Here is an 18,267-nt window from a genome sequence, read left to right on the forward strand (position 1 = left end):
CTCCTTTTGTAATGAAGTTGTAAATCGGTGTTTTTAAATAGAGTGACTTCGTGTGAGGTATCTGGTCGGGTGTTGAGGTTCTAGTTGTCACGAAAGGATTTAGAGCAGACATTCACCTCCAAGTGTATATATTGAAAGCGCTTTCTAATTTATAAATTATCATATTTTCCCATTTGGAAGTACCCGGATAATTCCTCATAAAATCATGTGAAAATTAGTTATAAGATGCAGGTAGTTTTGGAGAGGGCTTGATGGGTGGAAAGGGATAAAAAAAGAGCTGACCCTCATGGTCAAGTTTGACATGAGGGTCAGCTCTTTTGGGACTGAAGCGTTTGGAAGTTTGATGGGAAACTTCTATACCGCTAACCGAATTTTTACGGAGTTGCTGTAGCTGTCGGCAATTTCAAGGTATTAGATGGTTTAGAGAGCAGAGTAGCTGTCTGCACATTTATTTGATCTTTTAGCTTTGAAAAAACATAGACGGCGTACTCCGTATCAGTCTTAATAGTCTGGTTTAATGCATCTACCGTTGGGATATCGATTAGTTTTGAAATATTAACGCCACTTGGTTTAATTGCAACATTTGTTTCCTCTTTGGCAACGGCTGCTGTTGCTTTTTGAAGATTGAAATCTTTGATATCTGTTTTTGCCACAAACAACAGCCGATAACTATCCATGCTTGCCTCATTGATCGCTTTCGTGAATTCAACTTGAAGCTTCCCGTCCTTATTCAAACTGGCTTTAACGGCCGAAGCTTGGAATGGGGCGGGTATGGTGAAGTTCTCAGATGCTGGAGATAAGGCGTTCGATTTTTGCGTTTTTCCATCCGCAACGACTAGAATGTAAGCTTTATACTCCTTACCCTCCGAAATGGCAACATCGTTCACGTCGTTCGAGTTGGTTAATTTTTGCTCTATTTCGCCTGCTTTAGGCTTAACTACAGTGTATTGATTGCTAGCCTTTATTGCTTCAGCCTTTTCTAAGTTCAAGTCTTTATCTGAAGAAACAACTAGGATTCGATATTCCGTAATCCCTTTAGTTGTTCCCGTGAACTTGACAGTGACATCACTGGCAGTACCATTACTACTTCCACTTGCAATTTCTGCTTTCACAGTGGAGGGAACCTCCAGAGCTGTTTGGTTTTCCAATGGTACTAAATTGGAAGCTTCTGAGAGCGTGTTTCTAATATTCTTACTGTTGCTGACTGATAGAACATACACACGGTATTTTTGTTGGTTAGCAATCTCGTTTCCGAATGCGTCTCGGGTGCCTTCTACGAGATTGCCATTATGGTTAGTGCCGGGAAAGACGGTAACATAGCTTTCTGCTGGGAGTCCATTAGCAACATCTAGATTGAATTTGTTCAAATCGGATCCATTTACAACGATGATTCGGTATTCACTAATATTTTGTTCGTTTGCAGCTTTAGTGAAGGATACTTTCAGGTCACTAGCGTTACCTTTATCACCATCATCAATCACTCGAACATTAATTGCTGCTCCTACCTGACTTACTCCCTGCAGTTTGATTTCGCCTGATGGAGCGGATAGAGCATCGCTGTATCTGGAGGAATTGTTGCTTACCGATAAGACATACACGCGATAGCCTTGATCATTCCGAATCAGCTCACCGTCTGTGTCTTGGGCATTAGCTCCTAAATTTTTACTGTAACTGTTCGCTTTTGACACTTTAGTGTGATAACTGTTTGATTGTGCTTGGGATAATGACAGATCCTTGGATGATTTGACTACAAAAATGCGATAATGATCGATATTGTTCTCTCCATTAGCAGGGGAGAAAGTTACTTTCAGATCGCTTCCGTTGCCTTCATTGCCCTCATCCGCTGCCGTAATATTCGCAGCCTTACCAACTTCCGTCAAGCCTTGTATCGTTACGTCACGAGAAACCGATGAAAGTGCTCTGCCGTAATTCGAGTAGCCTACCGACAAGACATACACACGGTAGCTTGAACCTCTTTGAATGAGATCCCCGTCGGAATCCTTCGTCGTGCTAGTCAAATCCCGAGTGATGGTTCCGCCGGTTTTGTAAACCGTGGTGTAATTCCCGTTGTTGTAAGCTTGCGACACGTTCAGGCTTTGGTTTGACTTCACAACGAGAATCCGGTAATGATCGATGTAACTTTCGCCATAAGCGGGACTGAAGGCGACTCTCAGATCGCTTCCGTTACCATTATTGCCGATAATGGACAAGGTTGGCGTGGAAACAGGGTTTACATTGCCCTGATTGTTGTTTCCAAGCGTAATCGATGAGTAATTGGATAGTGCATTGTTATTTGAATAACCTACGGACAGGACATATACGCGATAGCTGATACCATTGCGAATGAGCTCTCCATCGATATCACGGCTGTTGGAATTCAGGGTTTGAGTAATGTAGTTGCTGCTGTTGTTCTTATTGATTTGAGTGTAATAATAGCTGTTGTTTAAGTTATTGGCTCTATACAGATCGAAATAGCTATCGGATGATTTTACAACGAATACCTGGTAATAGTTGATATTCGAACGATCGGACGGCTGGGTGAATGACACCTGCAGGTCGCGTCCGTCATTGTAGTTGTTCACGTCGGTGACAGACAGGCTGGTAACCGCGCCCACATTGGAGCTGGAACTCAAGATGATGGAGTTAGATGGCGCAGACAGCACGTTATTATTGGAGTTATTATTGTTCACGGCCATGACGAATACGCGATAGTACACGCCGCTGCGAATCGTTGCTCCGTCTACGTCTCTAGCCCCCGATGCCAGCGTCAAGTTGTTGATGTTATTCCCGGTTTTGTTGACTTGGGTGTAGTTGTAGCTGGATACACCATTGGCTTTGCTTAAGTTGAAGCTGTTGTAATTGCTGTCCTTTACGACAAACACGCGATAAGAGTGAATGTTGGATTCGTTGGATACCTTGTTGAAGCTTACACGAAGATCGCGGCCATCACCATAATCGCTGATATCCGTCACCTGCGTAATGGATGGAACCGTTGCATTGCCTGTGCTGAGGGTGATGGAAGACGAACCTGAAGACAGGTTGCTTGCAAGCACGTTCTCATTGCTGCTCACAGACTGGACGAACACGGTGTAAGCGACTCCGCTGCGGATAAGCTCCCCTGACGTATCACGAGCGGAAGAACTCAGCGTCGTGGACAGCGTTGTATTCGTCGTGCTGGTTTTACTTACCGTCGTGTAATTTTGGCTTTGAACGGATTTGGCAGCCGCCAGATTAAACTTGGCAGCATCCTTCGTTTTTACCGCAAACACGCGATAGTTGGTTACACTGCTCTCATTCTGGGCCCGCGTGAAGCTGACCTGCAGATCACGGCCATCGCCATAGTCGCTCACATCGCTTGCTTTCACGTTGGTTGCCCCGTTTACTGAATTGGTGTTGGTCAGCGTCAACGACGGCGAAGCCGAGGAAAGGGCATATGTGCCGCCTGTTTTGCTGACTGCCAATACGTAGGCTTTATAAGCCTGGTTATCGCGGATCAGATCATTATCCACATCCCTTGAGCCCGACGTGAGGGTCAGCGTCGGATCCGAGCCGGACGGGTACACCGTTGTGTAAGCTGCCGAGGACACGCGCTGTGCCTCAGATTGGTTTAACGTCTTGGACTGCTTTACAATCATCACCCGATAATGCGAAATTAAAGACTCGGTGGATGATTTGGAGAAGCTCACCTGCAGATCGCGGCCGTCGCCGGTATTACCGATGTCCCGAAGAGTCACATAATTCACAGGCACGATACCGGTATTATTTCCGCCGCCTGAATTGTTCGTTGTTTTGACGGTGACCGTTTTCGTTTTGGAATTCCAGCCGATTTTTTGGCCGAGGGCTTCACTTACGAAGCGTACCGGCACCATGGTGTTGCCTTTTAAGTTTTTCGCCGGAACATCCAGCGCTACCGTCTTGTTATTGATGGTGGCCGTCTTGGAGTTGATTTTTAGAATGACGGTTGTGCCATCCTTGGTCGCTGTGACGGTTTTCGTTTTTTGATTCCATTTGACCGATGCATCCAAGGCTTCGAAGATGGATCTCATCGGAAGCATGACGCGTCCTTGGATCATGACAGGCGCTTGAGGCGTATACAGCTTGACGCCGTCAATCAAGACGCTGATGTTCACTGCCGCCTGTACCTGCGATTGGAATGTCATGGGGATTAACAGTATAGCTGCTAGCAAGGCAGTCCATATTCTTTTCACACACTCAACCTCCTGAAATTTAGCTTTGTTATTATTTTCCTCTACAATATGACGCATTGGCCTAGAATAAAGTTTCAACTATAACATCGGCAATCCGAAAATATTTTTTAGTACCTAGTCATAAAAAAGAAAGAAACAGCGTATTTCTGCCGTTTCTTCCCTGCTGCTAATGTTGATCAATAATGTTGAATTGTATCGGTGCCGCCCAGGATCGACCGGGTCACTGCATCATATATATTCGGCGGGTACTCGGCGATTCGGTGGCACAGGTACAGGAACCATTCTTCACCGTAAGTCAGATAAATCCGAATAGGGAAGCCGTCATCTTTCATTTGTCTGGACAGGTCCGGACGTATGCCATACAGCATTTCAAGCTCGACGGCTGAGTCGCGATACATTTTGTTGCTGGTCATATGCCGCAGGATCCTTTCATCATGGGTGGCGACCGATACGGGACTGCCTGCTTGAACGCATAAATCCACCATTCGTACATACCTCGAAGTCAGCATCTCGGAACGGGGAATATAGTGCCCCTCTTGTTCCTGATAAGCGCCTTTCACGATGCGGATCGTGCCGGAGCCGTCGGCAAGAATTCTTTCGAGGTCTTCCATCGTTCGCGGGAGCTGCGCTTGCAAAGTAATACCGACATTCGTGAATTGGGCCGAAGCTTTTCTGTACAGTTTAAGGATGGCATCCGTTTTGGCGGATTCCTCCATGCTGATGACCAGCTCCAATCCAGCTTCCTCGGCTTGGCCAGCCAGTCCGAGAAGATGCCGGTATGCCAAATCCTCGTCTACCGATAATCCGATATGGGACAGGTCGAGTGAAATGCGGGTTCCTGTCCTCTGTTCTGCACAAGCTTCAATTAACTTAGTAAACTCCAGGAAAGCCTGCGTGCATTCCGCTTCAGTCAGCGTATTCTCCCCGATATACTCCAGCGAAGTGCGATAACCTTTGGCGTCCAGAGCATCTCGACATAACAAACCTTGTTTCAACACATCGCCCGTGACAAAACGCTCTGCTGCACGCAGCAGGATCGGATACCATTCGGCGGATTGCTGGACGTACTGTTTGAGTTGCAGGTTACGGGCGACTGACTTCAAAGCGTCGGCAAAAGCCAGTTCCGTTAATGAATCGTTCAAGTTAAACACCTCATTTGATTAAGATCTCCTGTGATTCTATCAACGTATAGGCGAGAGGGTCTTGTATAAAATTGCGGTTTGTTTAAGATGTCGCTGCTTTTGCATACCGAAGTGGCGTTGTCCCTACGCACCCGGCAAAAGCTCTCGTGAAATGGCTCTGATCGTAAAACCCGGTCTCCGCAGCAACGTCGACGATGGCTTTTCCTAATAGCAGCTGCTCTTTCGCGTAATTGATGCGCAATAAATTCTGATAAGCGTGGGGAGCTAGATGATAGGATTCTGCAAACAAGCGGATCAGGTGGAATTTGCTGATCCCGGAGATGTCCTGCAGGGTATCGAGTGTAATGCGATCTTTGTAATGATGATCCAGATACTGCTTCACTCGCAGAATAGCCGGGGATTGATGAGCGCTGCCGCTAGACGCCATAGCGGCTTCCTCTTGAAGGAGACCCGTCTCCCGCATTAATGTCATAAGCACGGACTCCACTTCGAGGGGAGTGGCATTTTGCTGAAACAGGGTCCTGCAGGAACGGATCAGATAACGGGATCGTTCGTTTTGATATTTCGGATGCAGGATGGGCATATGGGGTTGATGGTATTTGGAATCATAGTCCGAAGAGGTTTGACCGAGCCACCGGGGATGGATAAAAATCATCGTGTACTTCCAGTTTGCAGGATTCTCGGGATGACAGGCATGAGGGAGCAGCGGCGGAAAATGCACAATATGTCCCTGGGCAGCTTCAAACCGTTTCCCGGCCGACCATACGCGGGTGGCTCCCTTTTCAATGAGGCCAATGGAAATTTCTTCGTGAAAATGCTTCTTATAAGAAAGATTGTCTAACGTATCGCATTCTTTAATTTCAAGAAACGGCAGGTCAGGATCACGCAAAAAAATGATATCGGGCATTACCGTCAGTCCTTTCCTTCAAACATCAATAGATTCATTATAAGGAAGGCGTTATGTTTGTTCAAAGATTGCGTCCGTATTTGTATATAACTTTACAGAAATATAACTATAAAGTAATATAATAAACATGTTGAACGATAACCTTTTTGAAGTATTGGCAGAACCGAACCGCAGGACGATATTGGACTATCTGCGCGTGAAAGAGTGCACGGTAGGCGAGATTGTAGATCTCATGCAGCTCAGCCAACCAGGCGTGTCCAAGCATTTGCGCATTTTGCGGGAAGCCGGTCTTGTCTCGCTGCGGAAAGAGGCACAAAGGCATGTGTACAGTCTGAATGCCAAGCCCCTGGAGGAAATCCACCACTGGCTGGAGCCTTACCGTCAGTTCTGGACGAATAAGCTGAATGATCTGGAGAGGCTGCTGGATGAGGATGAATCTCCTTAAACATCCTGATGTAGTTTGATTGGAAGATCCATTTTTGAATAAAAACATTCCTGAGGAGGATGAAAAATGCTGGCAGTAGTACAGCAAGACGAGTTCGGAACGACCGTCCGATTTGAACGCCGCCTGAAGCATTCGGTTGAGAAGGTGTGGTCCTATCTGACGGATAATGACAAGCTCACACAGTGGTTTTCGGAGCTAAAGGTGGAAGATTTGCGTCAAGGCGGAAGAATTACATTTGACATGCAGGATGGAACGTTCGAAGAATTTGAAATTACGGACTATCGGGAGTTTTCGGTACTGGAGTATACGTGGGGAGAGGACCGTGTGCGTTTTGAGCTGCATCCAGAGTCCGAAGGCTGTCGTCTGGTATTGATCGAGACGATAACGAAAATTACGGATCATACACCGAAGGATATTGCCGGTTGGGACGTATGTCTGGACGTCATTGAAGCACTGCTGGAGGGCAGGACGCTTGAATCGCGCAAAGACGCCTGGTCCGAAAAATACGAGCAATACGTTCAAGTATTTAAACAATTGCCGCGTGCATAACAATCTGCTCCGACCCAGCATGTAAACATGCCGGGTAGGAGCTTTTTTATTGGAAGATGGATGAATTGCATCTATAATCGGGTTAGGGATATATTCCCATATGGAAACCGCTTGGGTGGAGGGGTTAAAATGCCGGATTACACGGTACACATCTTGCAGCTTAGAGAAGATAACTATCATAACGGGCTTAAGCTGGGTCGCAGTCTGCGAAATCAACCGATATTAAAAGCGTTCGAAGCGGTCACCAAGCCGGAGATCGACACGGAACAACTGAAGAGCATTTATAACGAATTTGCCCCGCAGCTGTTGTCGGAGCTTGAAGGGCTGGCGGAAGGCTTGGAAATGCCGTTTTCCAAAGCCGCGGCGATTCTCGGCGGATATGACGTCCCGAAAATCGCGGCCATGGGATGCTCGGCGATGATCACGGCTTCGTATTACGTAAGAAATTACGATTTTACGCCTGCGTTTTACGATGGTTATTTTACAGTGGCTCAAGCCGATCAAGGCTTAGCGAGTGCAGGCTATAATTTGCAGGCAATAGGCAGGCATGACGGGGTGAATGAGCAAGGGCTTGCCGCTGGGCTGCATTTTGTCAGCTTTGACGGATACGGGACGGGACTGTCGTCATGGGTCGGCGTTCGGATGATATTGGAGTCATGCAGTACTGTAGAAGAAGCGTCTTATATGCTGCGCCATATTCCCCATGCGGCGTGTTATAACTTTTCAATAGGGGATGCACGAGGGAACATGGCCGTTGTGGAAGCAAGTCCGGATCAAGTGATTACCCGTGCGGGCGAGGCGGCGGTGATCGCCTGCGTTAACCATTATGAGGCTTTGACGGGCAAAAACAGGCCATCCATCGAGCATTCCCTTCGGCGTAAACGTTATATCGATAGCTTGGATGCTGAACAGTTAACCCAAACCGAGGTTTTCGGTTTGTTTAAGGACCGAAAGTCCCCGTTATTTTTTACGGATTACGACGATTTGTTCGGAACGCTGCATACCTTTTCGTACGCCTTCGAAGAAGGAAGGGTCATGACATCGCTTGCTCAGGGGCGCGTGCTTGATTTTTCGTTCAGGGATTGGGTCGAAGGCAAGGATCTTCAGGAAGCGACACTGACTGGGCATATCGATTGACAATAAATCTATCAGAGAAGCGCTTCTTCCTAGGCGAAGAAGCGTTTTTTTGTGCTGCTCGGGCTATTTCGAATTTGGAACATTCTGTGACATTGCCACCCGCGGGGGTGGCTGCGTTTTCTTTGGCCGATTTGTTTGTGCTACACTGATTTTAAAGGATCATTTCATTGAATGAACGTCAGAAAACAAGGAGTCTAACAACGGTAAAGACACAAACAAGAGGTTTAGCACAGTCACGACAGATGCCGAAGTTCGTATCCAATCACGGTGAACGGCGCTCTGGCTTAAGCACCGGATAAGCCCTCTTTTGGGTTACATTAGTTTACATAACGATTTTAGCCGATATTGCAACCATGAGTTGGGAGTGGGGTACACATGGCTTTTGTGAGCATGAAGGATGAATATAAGCGCTACCGAATGGGAGAGACCACGATTGTAGCCAATGATGGAATCAACCTGGAGATTGAAAAAGGCGAGTTTGCGATCATTGTCGGTCCCAGCGGTGCAGGCAAATCCACGGTGCTGAATATATTGGGCGGCATGGATACGGCGGATGAGGGACAAGTACTCGTGGATGGAACGGATATTGCAAGGTTTAACAGCAAGGAGTTGACCGGCTATCGGCGCAATGACGTCGGATTTGTGTTTCAATTTTATAACCTGGTTCCCAATCTGACGACAAAAGAAAATGTGGAGTTGGCTTCGCAGATTTCTCCTCGGGCCCTGGACGCAGAGCAAGTATTGCGGGATGTCGGCCTGGGTAATCGTCTGAACAATTTTCCGGCACAGCTGTCCGGCGGAGAACAGCAGCGGGTAGCGATTGCCAGGGCACTCGCCAAGCAGCCGAAGCTGCTTCTCTGCGATGAACCCACTGGTGCGCTTGATTATCATACGGGGAAGCAGGTGCTTAAGCTGCTCCAAGACACTTGCCGCCATACCGGAACGACGGTTATCGTCATTACGCATAATTCTGCCCTGACGCCGATGGCGGATCGGGTCATCGAGATCAACAATGCCAAGGTCCGAAACATGGTTTTGAATCCGAACCCCGTTTCTGTAGACAACATCGAGTGGTAGGGAGACATATATTATGAAGAAAAGAGCGTTGTGGACTGATATTTTCCGGGAAATATCGCGGACAAAAGCTCGGTTTCTGTCCATTTTTGCCATTATTATGCTCGGCGTCGGTTTTTTTGCGGGGATAAAAGCCACGGGTCCGGATATGCTGGACACAGCGGATCACTACTATAGCGATTTAAAGCTGATGGATCTTAAGGTTCAGTCCACCTTGGGTCTCGAACAAAGCGATATCGAGAAGCTGAAGTTGATTGCCGGAGTGGATGAGGTTCAACCTGGCTATAGTGCAGACGTATTTCTCGGTGACAGCGGGCGGATCGCGAAGGTCCTCTCCTATGACCCAGGAAATAATCTGAATCAATACGTGCTTACAGAAGGTCGAATGCCGGAGGCCGCAGGAGAGATCGTCATCGACGCGGGAGATCGGGGGAACGAATTTAAACTGGGGGATCAGATTACCTTTACCAATCCGGATGAGGAAGTCAATCTCAAGAAAACGTTTGACCACCTCACTTATACGGTCGTGGGAAGGGCGAAGAGTCCGCTGTTCATCAGCAGCATGAGCCGGGGAACGAGCGGCATCGGCAAGGGGACTGCGGATGTGTTCGCCGTTATACCGGAGCAGGACTTTAAACTACCTGTGTATACGGAAGCCTACCTGACCTTCCAGGACACCGCTGAATCAGCTCCCTATACGCCTGAGTATGACGAGAAGATCAAACGGCACAAAGAAGCGGTAGAACTGGCACTGAAGACCATGCCCCGGGAGCGGCTGGCAGAGATTCGTGCCGAGGGGCAGAAGAAGCTGAATGAGGCCCTGGACAAAATCAAGGATGCCAAGAAGCAGCTGACCGATGCGGAGCAGGAGTTAAAGGAAGCGAAAATCAAGCTGAATGAAGGAGAGCAATCCTACCGCGATGGCGTGAATAAACTTCAAACCGAGCTGGCACAGGGACAAGCCAAGCTGGATGCCGCGGCAAGAAAGCTTGCCCAGGGCAGAGCGGAGCTGAAGCGGAATCATCAGCAGTTGGAACAGGGACAGTCCCAGCTTAAGACAGGTCAAAGTCAACTGGATCAACAAAAGTTGGAGCTTGCGCCAAAGCTGGCACAAGGGCAGCAATTGGCGAAGGCGCTGCAGCAAATCTCCGGTTTAGATCCGAAAGACATACCGGAAGAACAGAGGCAAGAGCTGCTTTCAGCGGCTCAGGCAGCAGATCCGAAGCTGGGAGCAGCCACTGCGGGTTACATGGAGGGAGCATTGGATGGAGCTGCTTTGCAAAAGGCTGCTTCTGCGTTCCAGAGCGGTTTAAACGCAGCTTCGCAACAGATGGATCACGCTCAGCAGAAGCTGGATGCAAGCCGGGCACAACTAAAAGAAGGTGAGGCCAAGCTTCGGGAAGCCGAGCGTCAGCTCGTGCAGGGTGAAGCTTCGTTGAAGCAAGGAACGGAGGAGCTTGCTGCTGCTAAGCAGGCAGGGGAAGCCAAACTCGCGGATGCGAAAGCGGAGCTTAGCCAAGGACAGGAGAAATACCAGGAGGGTCTAAAGAAATTTAATGAAGAAAAAGCAAAGGCTGAGCGAGAAATCGCCGATGGCGAGAAGGAAGTGGCGGAGGGACAGAAGGAGCTGGAACAGCTTGAGCTGCCCAAAGTCTACGTCATGGACCGCAGCGTCAATCCGGGCTATACCGAGTACAGCGATAATGCGGACCGCTTATCTTCCATTGCAACGGCATTCCCGGTATTCTTTTTCCTGATCGCCGCCCTCGTCAGCCTGACAACGATGACTCGTATGGTTGAGGAGCAGCGGCTGCAGATCGGAACCTTGAAAGCACTTGGATACAGCAATCGGGATGTGATGAAAAAATTCCTGGTGTATTCGACGCTGGCAAGTGTTGCGGCCTCAGCAGCCGGACTGGGTATCGGCTTCACCTTGTTTCCCGCTATTATCTATGATGCTTACGGCGCTTTATACAACCTGCCGGATGTGAGAACGCGATTTTATCTCAGCTACAGCATCATCTCGATCATCGTGGCCGTGCTCTGTACGACCATGACCGCTTATGTGGCGACGCGGGTGGAACTTCGAAGCAACGCTTCGGTCCTGATGCGCCCCAGAGCCCCAAAGAACGGATCCCGCATATGGCTGGAGCGAGTTCCTTGGGTGTGGAACCGGCTCGGCTTTATTGGAAAAGTCACCGCCCGTAATTTGTTCCGCTACAAGCAGCGGATGTTTATGACCGTTTGCGGCGTTGCCGGCTGCACGGCCCTGATACTGACCGGTTTCGGTCTCAAGGATTCCATCGGGGATATCGCGCCGCTGCAATACGGAAAGATTATGCAGCATCAGGCGACCGTTGTATTCCAAGACGATAACGGCGATAACGGCATGCTGGAGGATTATAACAAGCGCATTGCGGAAACGCCGGAGATTACGGGGATTTTAAATGTGACGCAAGAGGCGATGACTGCGGCCGCCCCCGGGGTGAATACTCAGGATGTGAGTTTGTTCGTGCCGCAATCGCCAGATGAGATCGATTCGTTTATCATCCTGAAATCCCGTGGGCAGGAGCAGACGCTGTCCCTGACGGATGACGGTGCGATCATTACCGAGAAGCTCGCCAAACTGTTTGATCTCAAGATTGGCAGTACCTTCACCGTACAGAACAGCGACAACGATCCCTTTGAAATACGTGTAGCCGGGATAACGGAGAACTATGCCATGCACTACGTCTATATGACGCCGCTGTATTACGAAGAGATTTTTGATGCAGGGCCGGAAGTGAACAGTCAATTGCTGACGTATGACAACCACGATCACAATCCGGAGTGGGAAGACCAGCTTGGAGAATCGTTAACCGCAAGCCAGCGGGTGGCAATGGTCAGCTTCACGAGCGGGGTAAGCGACGCTTTCAGTGATACGATGGACAGCATGAACGTCGTGGTGGTTGTCCTGATTGTATCTGCTGCGGCACTTGCGTTTGTCGTGCTGTACAATCTGACGAATATTAACGTATCCGAGCGGATACGGGAGCTGTCAACGATCAAGGTGCTTGGCTTCTATGATAAGGAAGTAACCATGTACATCTATCGCGAAAATATGATTCTGACCGCGCTGGGGATTATAGCGGGCAGTCTGGGTGGCGTGTTCCTGCACCGGTTCGTGCTACTAACCGCAGAAGTGGATGCGATGATGTTCAGTCCCGCGATCCATGGAATCAGTTACGGCTATGCGGCACTGCTGACGCTGTTGTTCTCGGCCATTGTGATGGCCTCCATGCATTACAAGCTAAAGCGGATTGATATGATTGAAGCGCTGAAATCGGTGGAATAGCTATATGTTTCAACAAGAGAGCCCTATTCGAGAGGAGACAATCCTGAAGAATAGGCTCTTTTTTTCATCTCCTTTGCAATGCTTCCTACACAAGCCAGGAGTTGCGATTTGGAATGTGAATTACTGTGATTTTTTAATCAGTCGGTAAGTTCTAGGAGAAAATATATTATAATAGACATATCGAGCTCTTGTACGAACTAATATTGCTACTACATGAAGACCAGTGGGTAATTGATGTATGAACATGATAAAGGTCTTCAGCCTCGGAGGAATGCTTATGGGAATGGTTTTCTCGATCTTGAAAAAGTACCGCGTCGCAGCGATTGCGGCACTGGTCATGATGCTGATTGAGCTCACCGTTGAGCTGATTCAACCGCTGCTCATCTCTAAAATCATTGACGACGGCATACAGAAACAGGATTTGTCCGTTGTCTGGATGTGGGGAGCCGTTTTAACTGGAAGCGCTATTATTGCCTTTATAGCGGGAATATCCAGCTCTTTTTTTGCGGCGCATACGAGTCAGGGACTCGGCTATGATCTGCGTGATCAGCTGTATGAAAAGGTGCAGTCTTTCTCTTATTCGATATTTAACCGGTTTGCTACCTCATCTTTGATTACCAGACTTACAGGTGACGTCACCCAGATTCAGGATACGGTGTTCATGGGCTTGCGGTTTATGACGCGCGTTCCGCTCGTTGTGCTGGGAAGCATCATCATGGCATTGGTGGTGAATGTGAAGCTGGGCTTGCTGCTTGTCCTTACCGTGCCATTATTGTTTATTTTTATCGCTTGGATTATGAAGCGGGCAGCGGATGCGTTCCGCCATGTACAGCAGCGACTGGATGCGGTGAACGGCGTCATTCAGGAGAATCTGACCGGGATTCGGTTGATACGCGTATTCGTAAGGATGGGACACGAAATTGAACGCTTTGCCCGTACCTCTGGCAAGCTGATGAGCACCACGGTCTCGACCTTGCGATTAACGGAGACAACGATGCCGTTTATTCTTCTCATAATGAATGCAGGGATTATGGCGGTCCTGTGGTTCGGCCGCAAAGACATCGCGTCCGGCAGTGCCAGCGTCGGCGAAGTGGTTGCCGTAGTCAATTATTCCCTGCGTTGTATTGGTGCCATGTCCGCCCTGTCCTGGGTTGTCGTTGCCTTCTCCCGGGGACGCGCTTCCGCACAGCGGACGCAAGAGGTGTTAAATACGGAAGAGGATGCAGCAAGCGTGGCCAAGGATAAGAATAAAAAGGTTCAAATTCAAGGCGGCGTGAAGTTCGAGCAAGTGAGCTTTAGCTATCCGGGCAGCGACATCGACGTGCTGACGGATATTTCCTTTGAAGCGAGGCCCGGAGAGCGGATCGCGATTATGGGAGCAACTGGTTCCGGCAAGTCTTCATTAGTACAGCTGATTCCACGGCTTTACGAGGAAGAGAAGGGAACAGTACGCGTAGACGGAATGGACGCCGGATCGATCGATGAGGTAAATCTGCGCAGCAGCATCGGTTATGTGCCGCAGGAAGTGCTGCTCTTCTCCGGTACGGTGCGGGAGAATATTGCCTGGGGACGCGAGGATGCTTCCATGGAGGAAATTAAAGAAGCGGCGCGCAGAGCGCAAATCCACGATACCATTGAGCGTCTCCCTAACGGTTATGACACGATGCTGGGCCAGCGCGGGGTCAACTTGTCCGGGGGACAGAAGCAGCGCCTGTCCATTGCGCGGGCGCTTGTGCGAAAGCCCGCCATCCTTATTCTGGACGACAGCACCAGCGCCCTTGACGTCCGAACGGAAGGCGCTCTGCTGGATGCACTGAAGGATTTGTCCTGTACGACGTTTTTGATCACGCAGAAGATCAGCTCGACCACTTCGGCTGATTTAATTCTGCTGCTTGACGACGGGCGTTTGATTGGAAAAGGGAACCACGAAGATTTGATGGAAAGTTCCTCTCTATATCGACGCATCTATGAATCCCAATACGGAGAGGAGGCGCAGCAGCATGCTCAAGGCATTCACTGAACCGTTTCGTCATCCGAGACCGAAGATTGATCTTGGCAAGAATAAGGATGGCGGCCAGGGGAGCAAGCCTAAGGCCAAGGCCAAAAACTGGTCGGGCACCCTCTCCAGAATATGGACTTATCTCGCCCGCCGCAAAGGCAAGCTCGCACTCGTGCTGCTGATGGTGTTGATCAGCTCGGGCCTTGCATTGCTAGGTCCCTATCTGCTTGGCGTCGGCGTGGATAGATTTCTGGATGATGTGCGTAATCCGGACAGCTCCATCGACGCGGCCTGGTTGTATTTTCTCGTTGGCTTGGCCGCCGTCTATGTTCTTCAGGCTTTAACCACTTGGCTGCACAACGTCTGGATGATCGGCATCGCCCAAGAGACGGTGTACCGGATGCGGATGGATCTGTTCACGCATCTGCACCGGCTCCCGATCCCGTTCTACGGCAAGCGCCAGCAGGGCGAGATCATGAGCCGCCTGACGAATGATATCGAGAACGTGAGCTCAACGCTCAACAGCTCAGCTATTCAAATTTTCTCGAGCGTGTTGACCTTAATCGGCACATTAACCGTCATGTTATGGCTTAGTCCGCTCCTTACGCTGTTGACATTCCTGGTCGTGCCTCTGATGATGATGGGGATGCGCTGGATTACCCGGCGGACCGGCCCCTTGTTTAAGGAGCGTCAACGCAACCTGGGGGATCTGAACGGGTATATTGAAGAAACGCTGTCGGGGCAGCGGATTATTAAGGCTTTTTCCCAGGAAGAACGGGTTGTCCGCGAATTCGATGAGCGCAATCAACGGATTCGTCTGTCGGGCTTCTGGGCGCAGAGCATATCAGGCTTCATTCCGAAGCTGATGAACGGGCTCAACAACTTGAGCTTTGCGATCGTAGCAGGCATCGGCGGCATCATGGCGATTCAGGGGCATATTACGATCGGCGTCATCATTATATTTGAGAGTTATGCAAGGCAGTTTACGAGACCGCTGAACGATCTCGCAAACCAATGGAATACGCTGCTGTCTGCCATTGCGGGGGCGGAACGCGTATTCGAGGTGCTGGATGAAGAGGTTGAAGCGAAGGACGAAGGGGCTGCTGTCACGCTGAAGAGCGTGGAGGGCGCGGTGAAGTTCGACAACGTCTCGTTTTCTTATGAGAAAGACGGAGACACACTGGAAGGAATCAGCTTTGAAGCAAAGCCCGGCGAGATGATTGCGCTGGTCGGTCCGACCGGTGCGGGGAAAACGACATTAATTCAGCTGCTCTCCCGGTTTTACGATCCGGACAGTGGAAGGATTACCCTCGACGGGCGGGATATTGCTTCGATCCGAAGGGAGAGTCTGCGCGCGCAGATGGCTTTTGTGCTGCAGGATTCCTTCCTCTTTCAGGGCACGATCCGTGAGAACATCCGCTTCGGACGGCTGGATGCCACCGATGAGGAAGTGGAAGAAGCCGCGAAATTGGCCAACGCCCACTCGTTTATCGTGCGGATGAAGGATGGTTATGACAAGAAACTCAAGCCTGACGGCAGCGGCATCAGTCAAGGCCAGAAGCAGCTGCTTGCCATCGCGAGGGCGATTCTGGCCAACCCTTCCATGCTGGTGCTGGATGAAGCGACAAGCAGCATCGATACCGTAACGGAAATCAAAATCCAGGAAGGATTGCAGCGATTGATGAAAGGGCGGACGAGCTTTGTCATTGCCCACCGTCTAAACACGATCCGCTCGGCGGACCGCATCCTGGTGCTCAAGGATGGACGCTTATTAGAGCAGGGCTCCCATGATGAGCTGCTGAAGCAGGGAGGATTCTACAGCGACCTGTATTACGGCCAGCTGAAACGGGCGGCTATGTAACAACATGGCGCAGACACCATGATAAGGGAGTGTACCTCTGCCCTAGAACCACTATCATCATTTGTCCGAACTGCGGTTCCCCCAAATAAGGTTACCTGGTATAGGGCATAGTTGGAGCCGAGCGTCCCATACCATTTGGAATATCGCATTAGCCATAATCAAAACCACCGGAGAGGCTTTAAGCCAAGCAGGGCTCCGGTGGTTTTTTTGGGTATTCGGATTTTATGATTTTCACTCATTCGTTGACAGTGGTTCCGTTAGCTTCTACTTTTTGCGCGATTTGAGCTTGTTTACTGACAACCGTTCCGTATTTGGAGCATACCCCAATAAACTATGGACGAGTACTGAAGCTTCATCCCCTTGTGGAAGAGAGAAGTCAAGCTCTTTCCGCCCTCATCCGTGATTATCGGGAGGACTTGACAGCCAAGCAATAGTTAACGTTGTCGAATGCCGTTATTTTGTGATCAGGCTGACTCTCATTATAGGCCTGAAACAGCTCCCTTGTAATCTCGGAAGGAGTTAGATGTTGGTAAATCAACAAATTAGCCTCTTCCAGCAATTGCTCCAGCTCCGCGTAGGAATAGCCTGCCTGCATGGGTTCGCCCGCCCGCATGGCCATCATGACCTGCTTCTGCGCCCGTTCACCCGCCTCCGGGGTAAGCGTAAGCTCATCGGGATAATCAAAGACAAAGCTGCTGCCGCTGGGGACCCGCCGGGCAATGGACGACAACAGCTGCTTGAATGCCTGTTTTGGCAAATAATAACTGATTCCGAGCAAGCTGCTGAAGCTGATTCGTTCCGGGTCAAAAGCCGGGCAGGCTGCTAAACGGCTTGTCCAGTCTGCTTCTAAAAAGTCTGCGGCAATGCAATGTAGATTCGCCGGCTTGGCCAATGGGAGAGCGGATACGCGCCTTTCTTTATCCGCTGCCGTAACGGGATGATCGATCTCGAAAATACGCAGCTTTTCAGCCCACTCCGGCTGTCTGTAGGCGAAGGTGTCGTAGCCGGCTGCAAAGATTAGATACTGTTCGGCTCCCAAGCCGGCGGCAACGGCGAGTGATTGCTCGGCAAATGCTGCTCTCCCGAGCGGAGAAGGAGACAGCTGATAATCGACGACTTCGCGCAGCGCCTGCTCCTGCGAGCCGACAAACGACGGCCGGAAGAAAGATACGGCCTGGGACATGTTGAAGGCTATCTGCTCGTATTCCTGATCGGTTAACAGCTGGATGGCGATGGGATCGTCAAAAATTTTCACTTGATTATGCTCGGCGTGATACGCCCGCGAAAACGCGCTGACAAGAGCAGTCAGGCTTTTCTTTTCCATGATGGATCACCTCTTATCCGTTGTAGCATGGCAAAGCCGGTAGGATAAGACTTGACTTTCATGTAAATTTATGGTATAATGCAACTATTGAAATAATTAAAATTCACATTATCGCCATATTTGATAGGCGTTTTTTTATTTTATCCTAATTTTGGATGGGCTATCTGGTAAATAAGGCACCCGAGTGGAGCGATTGGATCGGCTACTTGGAGAATCCGGGAGCCACCAGCAGTGACGAAAACCAAGGGACTGTCCCAAAGGTCCATTGACCAGGGACAGTCCCTTGG

General features: G+C 49.7%; 11 protein-coding genes. 7 read left to right on the plus strand and 4 right to left on the minus strand.

Annotation, left to right across the window (positions count from 1 at the left end; all coding sequences use genetic code 11):
• Positions 1-374: 374 nt before the first annotated feature.
• From MKY82_RS07065 to MKY82_RS07075, 3 genes are all read right to left on the minus strand, one after another.
• Positions 375-4,208: a copper amine oxidase N-terminal domain-containing protein gene (locus MKY82_RS07065; protein ID WP_339295807.1), complete on the minus strand. Its 3,834-nt coding sequence runs from the start codon at positions 4,206-4,208 to the stop codon at positions 375-377.
• A gap of 176 nt (positions 4,209-4,384) precedes the next feature.
• Positions 4,385-5,350, minus strand: coding sequence for a proline dehydrogenase family protein (locus MKY82_RS07070; RefSeq protein ID WP_339295808.1), 966 nt, complete (start codon positions 5,348-5,350; stop codon positions 4,385-4,387).
• Between the two features lie 82 nt (positions 5,351-5,432).
• Positions 5,433-6,257 (minus strand): AraC family transcriptional regulator, encoded by an 825-nt coding sequence (locus MKY82_RS07075; RefSeq protein WP_339295809.1) that lies wholly within the window; start codon positions 6,255-6,257, stop codon positions 5,433-5,435.
• Positions 6,258-6,384: 127 nt separating this feature from the next.
• Between MKY82_RS07075 and MKY82_RS07080 the strand changes: the two genes are divergently transcribed.
• The 7 genes from MKY82_RS07080 (at position 6,385) to MKY82_RS07110 (ending at position 16,656) form a co-directional block, all read left to right on the plus strand.
• A complete protein-coding gene (locus tag MKY82_RS07080) occupies positions 6,385-6,702 on the plus strand; it encodes a metalloregulator ArsR/SmtB family transcription factor (protein WP_194541348.1) in 318 nt (105 codons plus the stop codon).
• Between the two features lie 66 nt (positions 6,703-6,768).
• The gene (locus MKY82_RS07085; RefSeq protein WP_339295810.1) at positions 6,769-7,251 is read left to right on the plus strand and encodes an SRPBCC family protein; all 483 of its coding nucleotides are present in this window, start codon (positions 6,769-6,771) and stop codon (positions 7,249-7,251) included.
• Between the two features lie 129 nt (positions 7,252-7,380).
• Positions 7,381-8,388: a C45 family peptidase gene (locus MKY82_RS07090; RefSeq protein ID WP_339295811.1), complete on the plus strand. Its 1,008-nt coding sequence runs from the start codon at positions 7,381-7,383 to the stop codon at positions 8,386-8,388.
• 375 nt (positions 8,389-8,763) lie between these two features.
• Positions 8,764-9,465 carry an ABC transporter ATP-binding protein gene (locus tag MKY82_RS07095; RefSeq protein WP_071223563.1) on the plus strand — a complete coding sequence of 234 codons (702 nt, stop codon included), beginning with the start codon at positions 8,764-8,766 and terminating at the stop codon, positions 9,463-9,465.
• 13 nt (positions 9,466-9,478) lie between these two features.
• A complete protein-coding gene (locus MKY82_RS07100; protein ID WP_339295812.1) occupies positions 9,479-12,796 on the plus strand; it encodes an FtsX-like permease family protein in 3,318 nt (1,105 codons plus the stop codon).
• Positions 12,797-13,073: 277 nt separating this feature from the next.
• Positions 13,074-14,816, plus strand: a complete 1,743-nt coding sequence (locus MKY82_RS07105; protein WP_339295813.1) for an ABC transporter ATP-binding protein — start codon at positions 13,074-13,076, stop codon at positions 14,814-14,816.
• Entirely contained in the window at positions 14,797-16,656 is a 1,860-nt protein-coding gene (locus tag MKY82_RS07110) for an ABC transporter ATP-binding protein (RefSeq protein WP_339222350.1), read from the plus strand. Before MKY82_RS07105 ends, MKY82_RS07110 begins: the two co-directional genes overlap by 20 nt.
• Positions 16,657-17,059: 403 nt before the next feature.
• Here MKY82_RS07110 and MKY82_RS07115 read toward each other — a convergent pair whose 3' ends face one another.
• The gene (locus MKY82_RS07115) at positions 17,060-17,980 is read right to left on the minus strand and encodes a class I SAM-dependent methyltransferase (protein WP_220686246.1); all 921 of its coding nucleotides are present in this window, start codon (positions 17,978-17,980) and stop codon (positions 17,060-17,062) included.
• Positions 17,981-18,267: the final 287 nt, after the last annotated feature.

This window comes from Paenibacillus sp. FSL W7-1279 (genome assembly GCF_037969845.1).
Taxonomy (GTDB): Bacteria; Bacillota; Bacilli; order Paenibacillales; family Paenibacillaceae; genus Paenibacillus_AQ.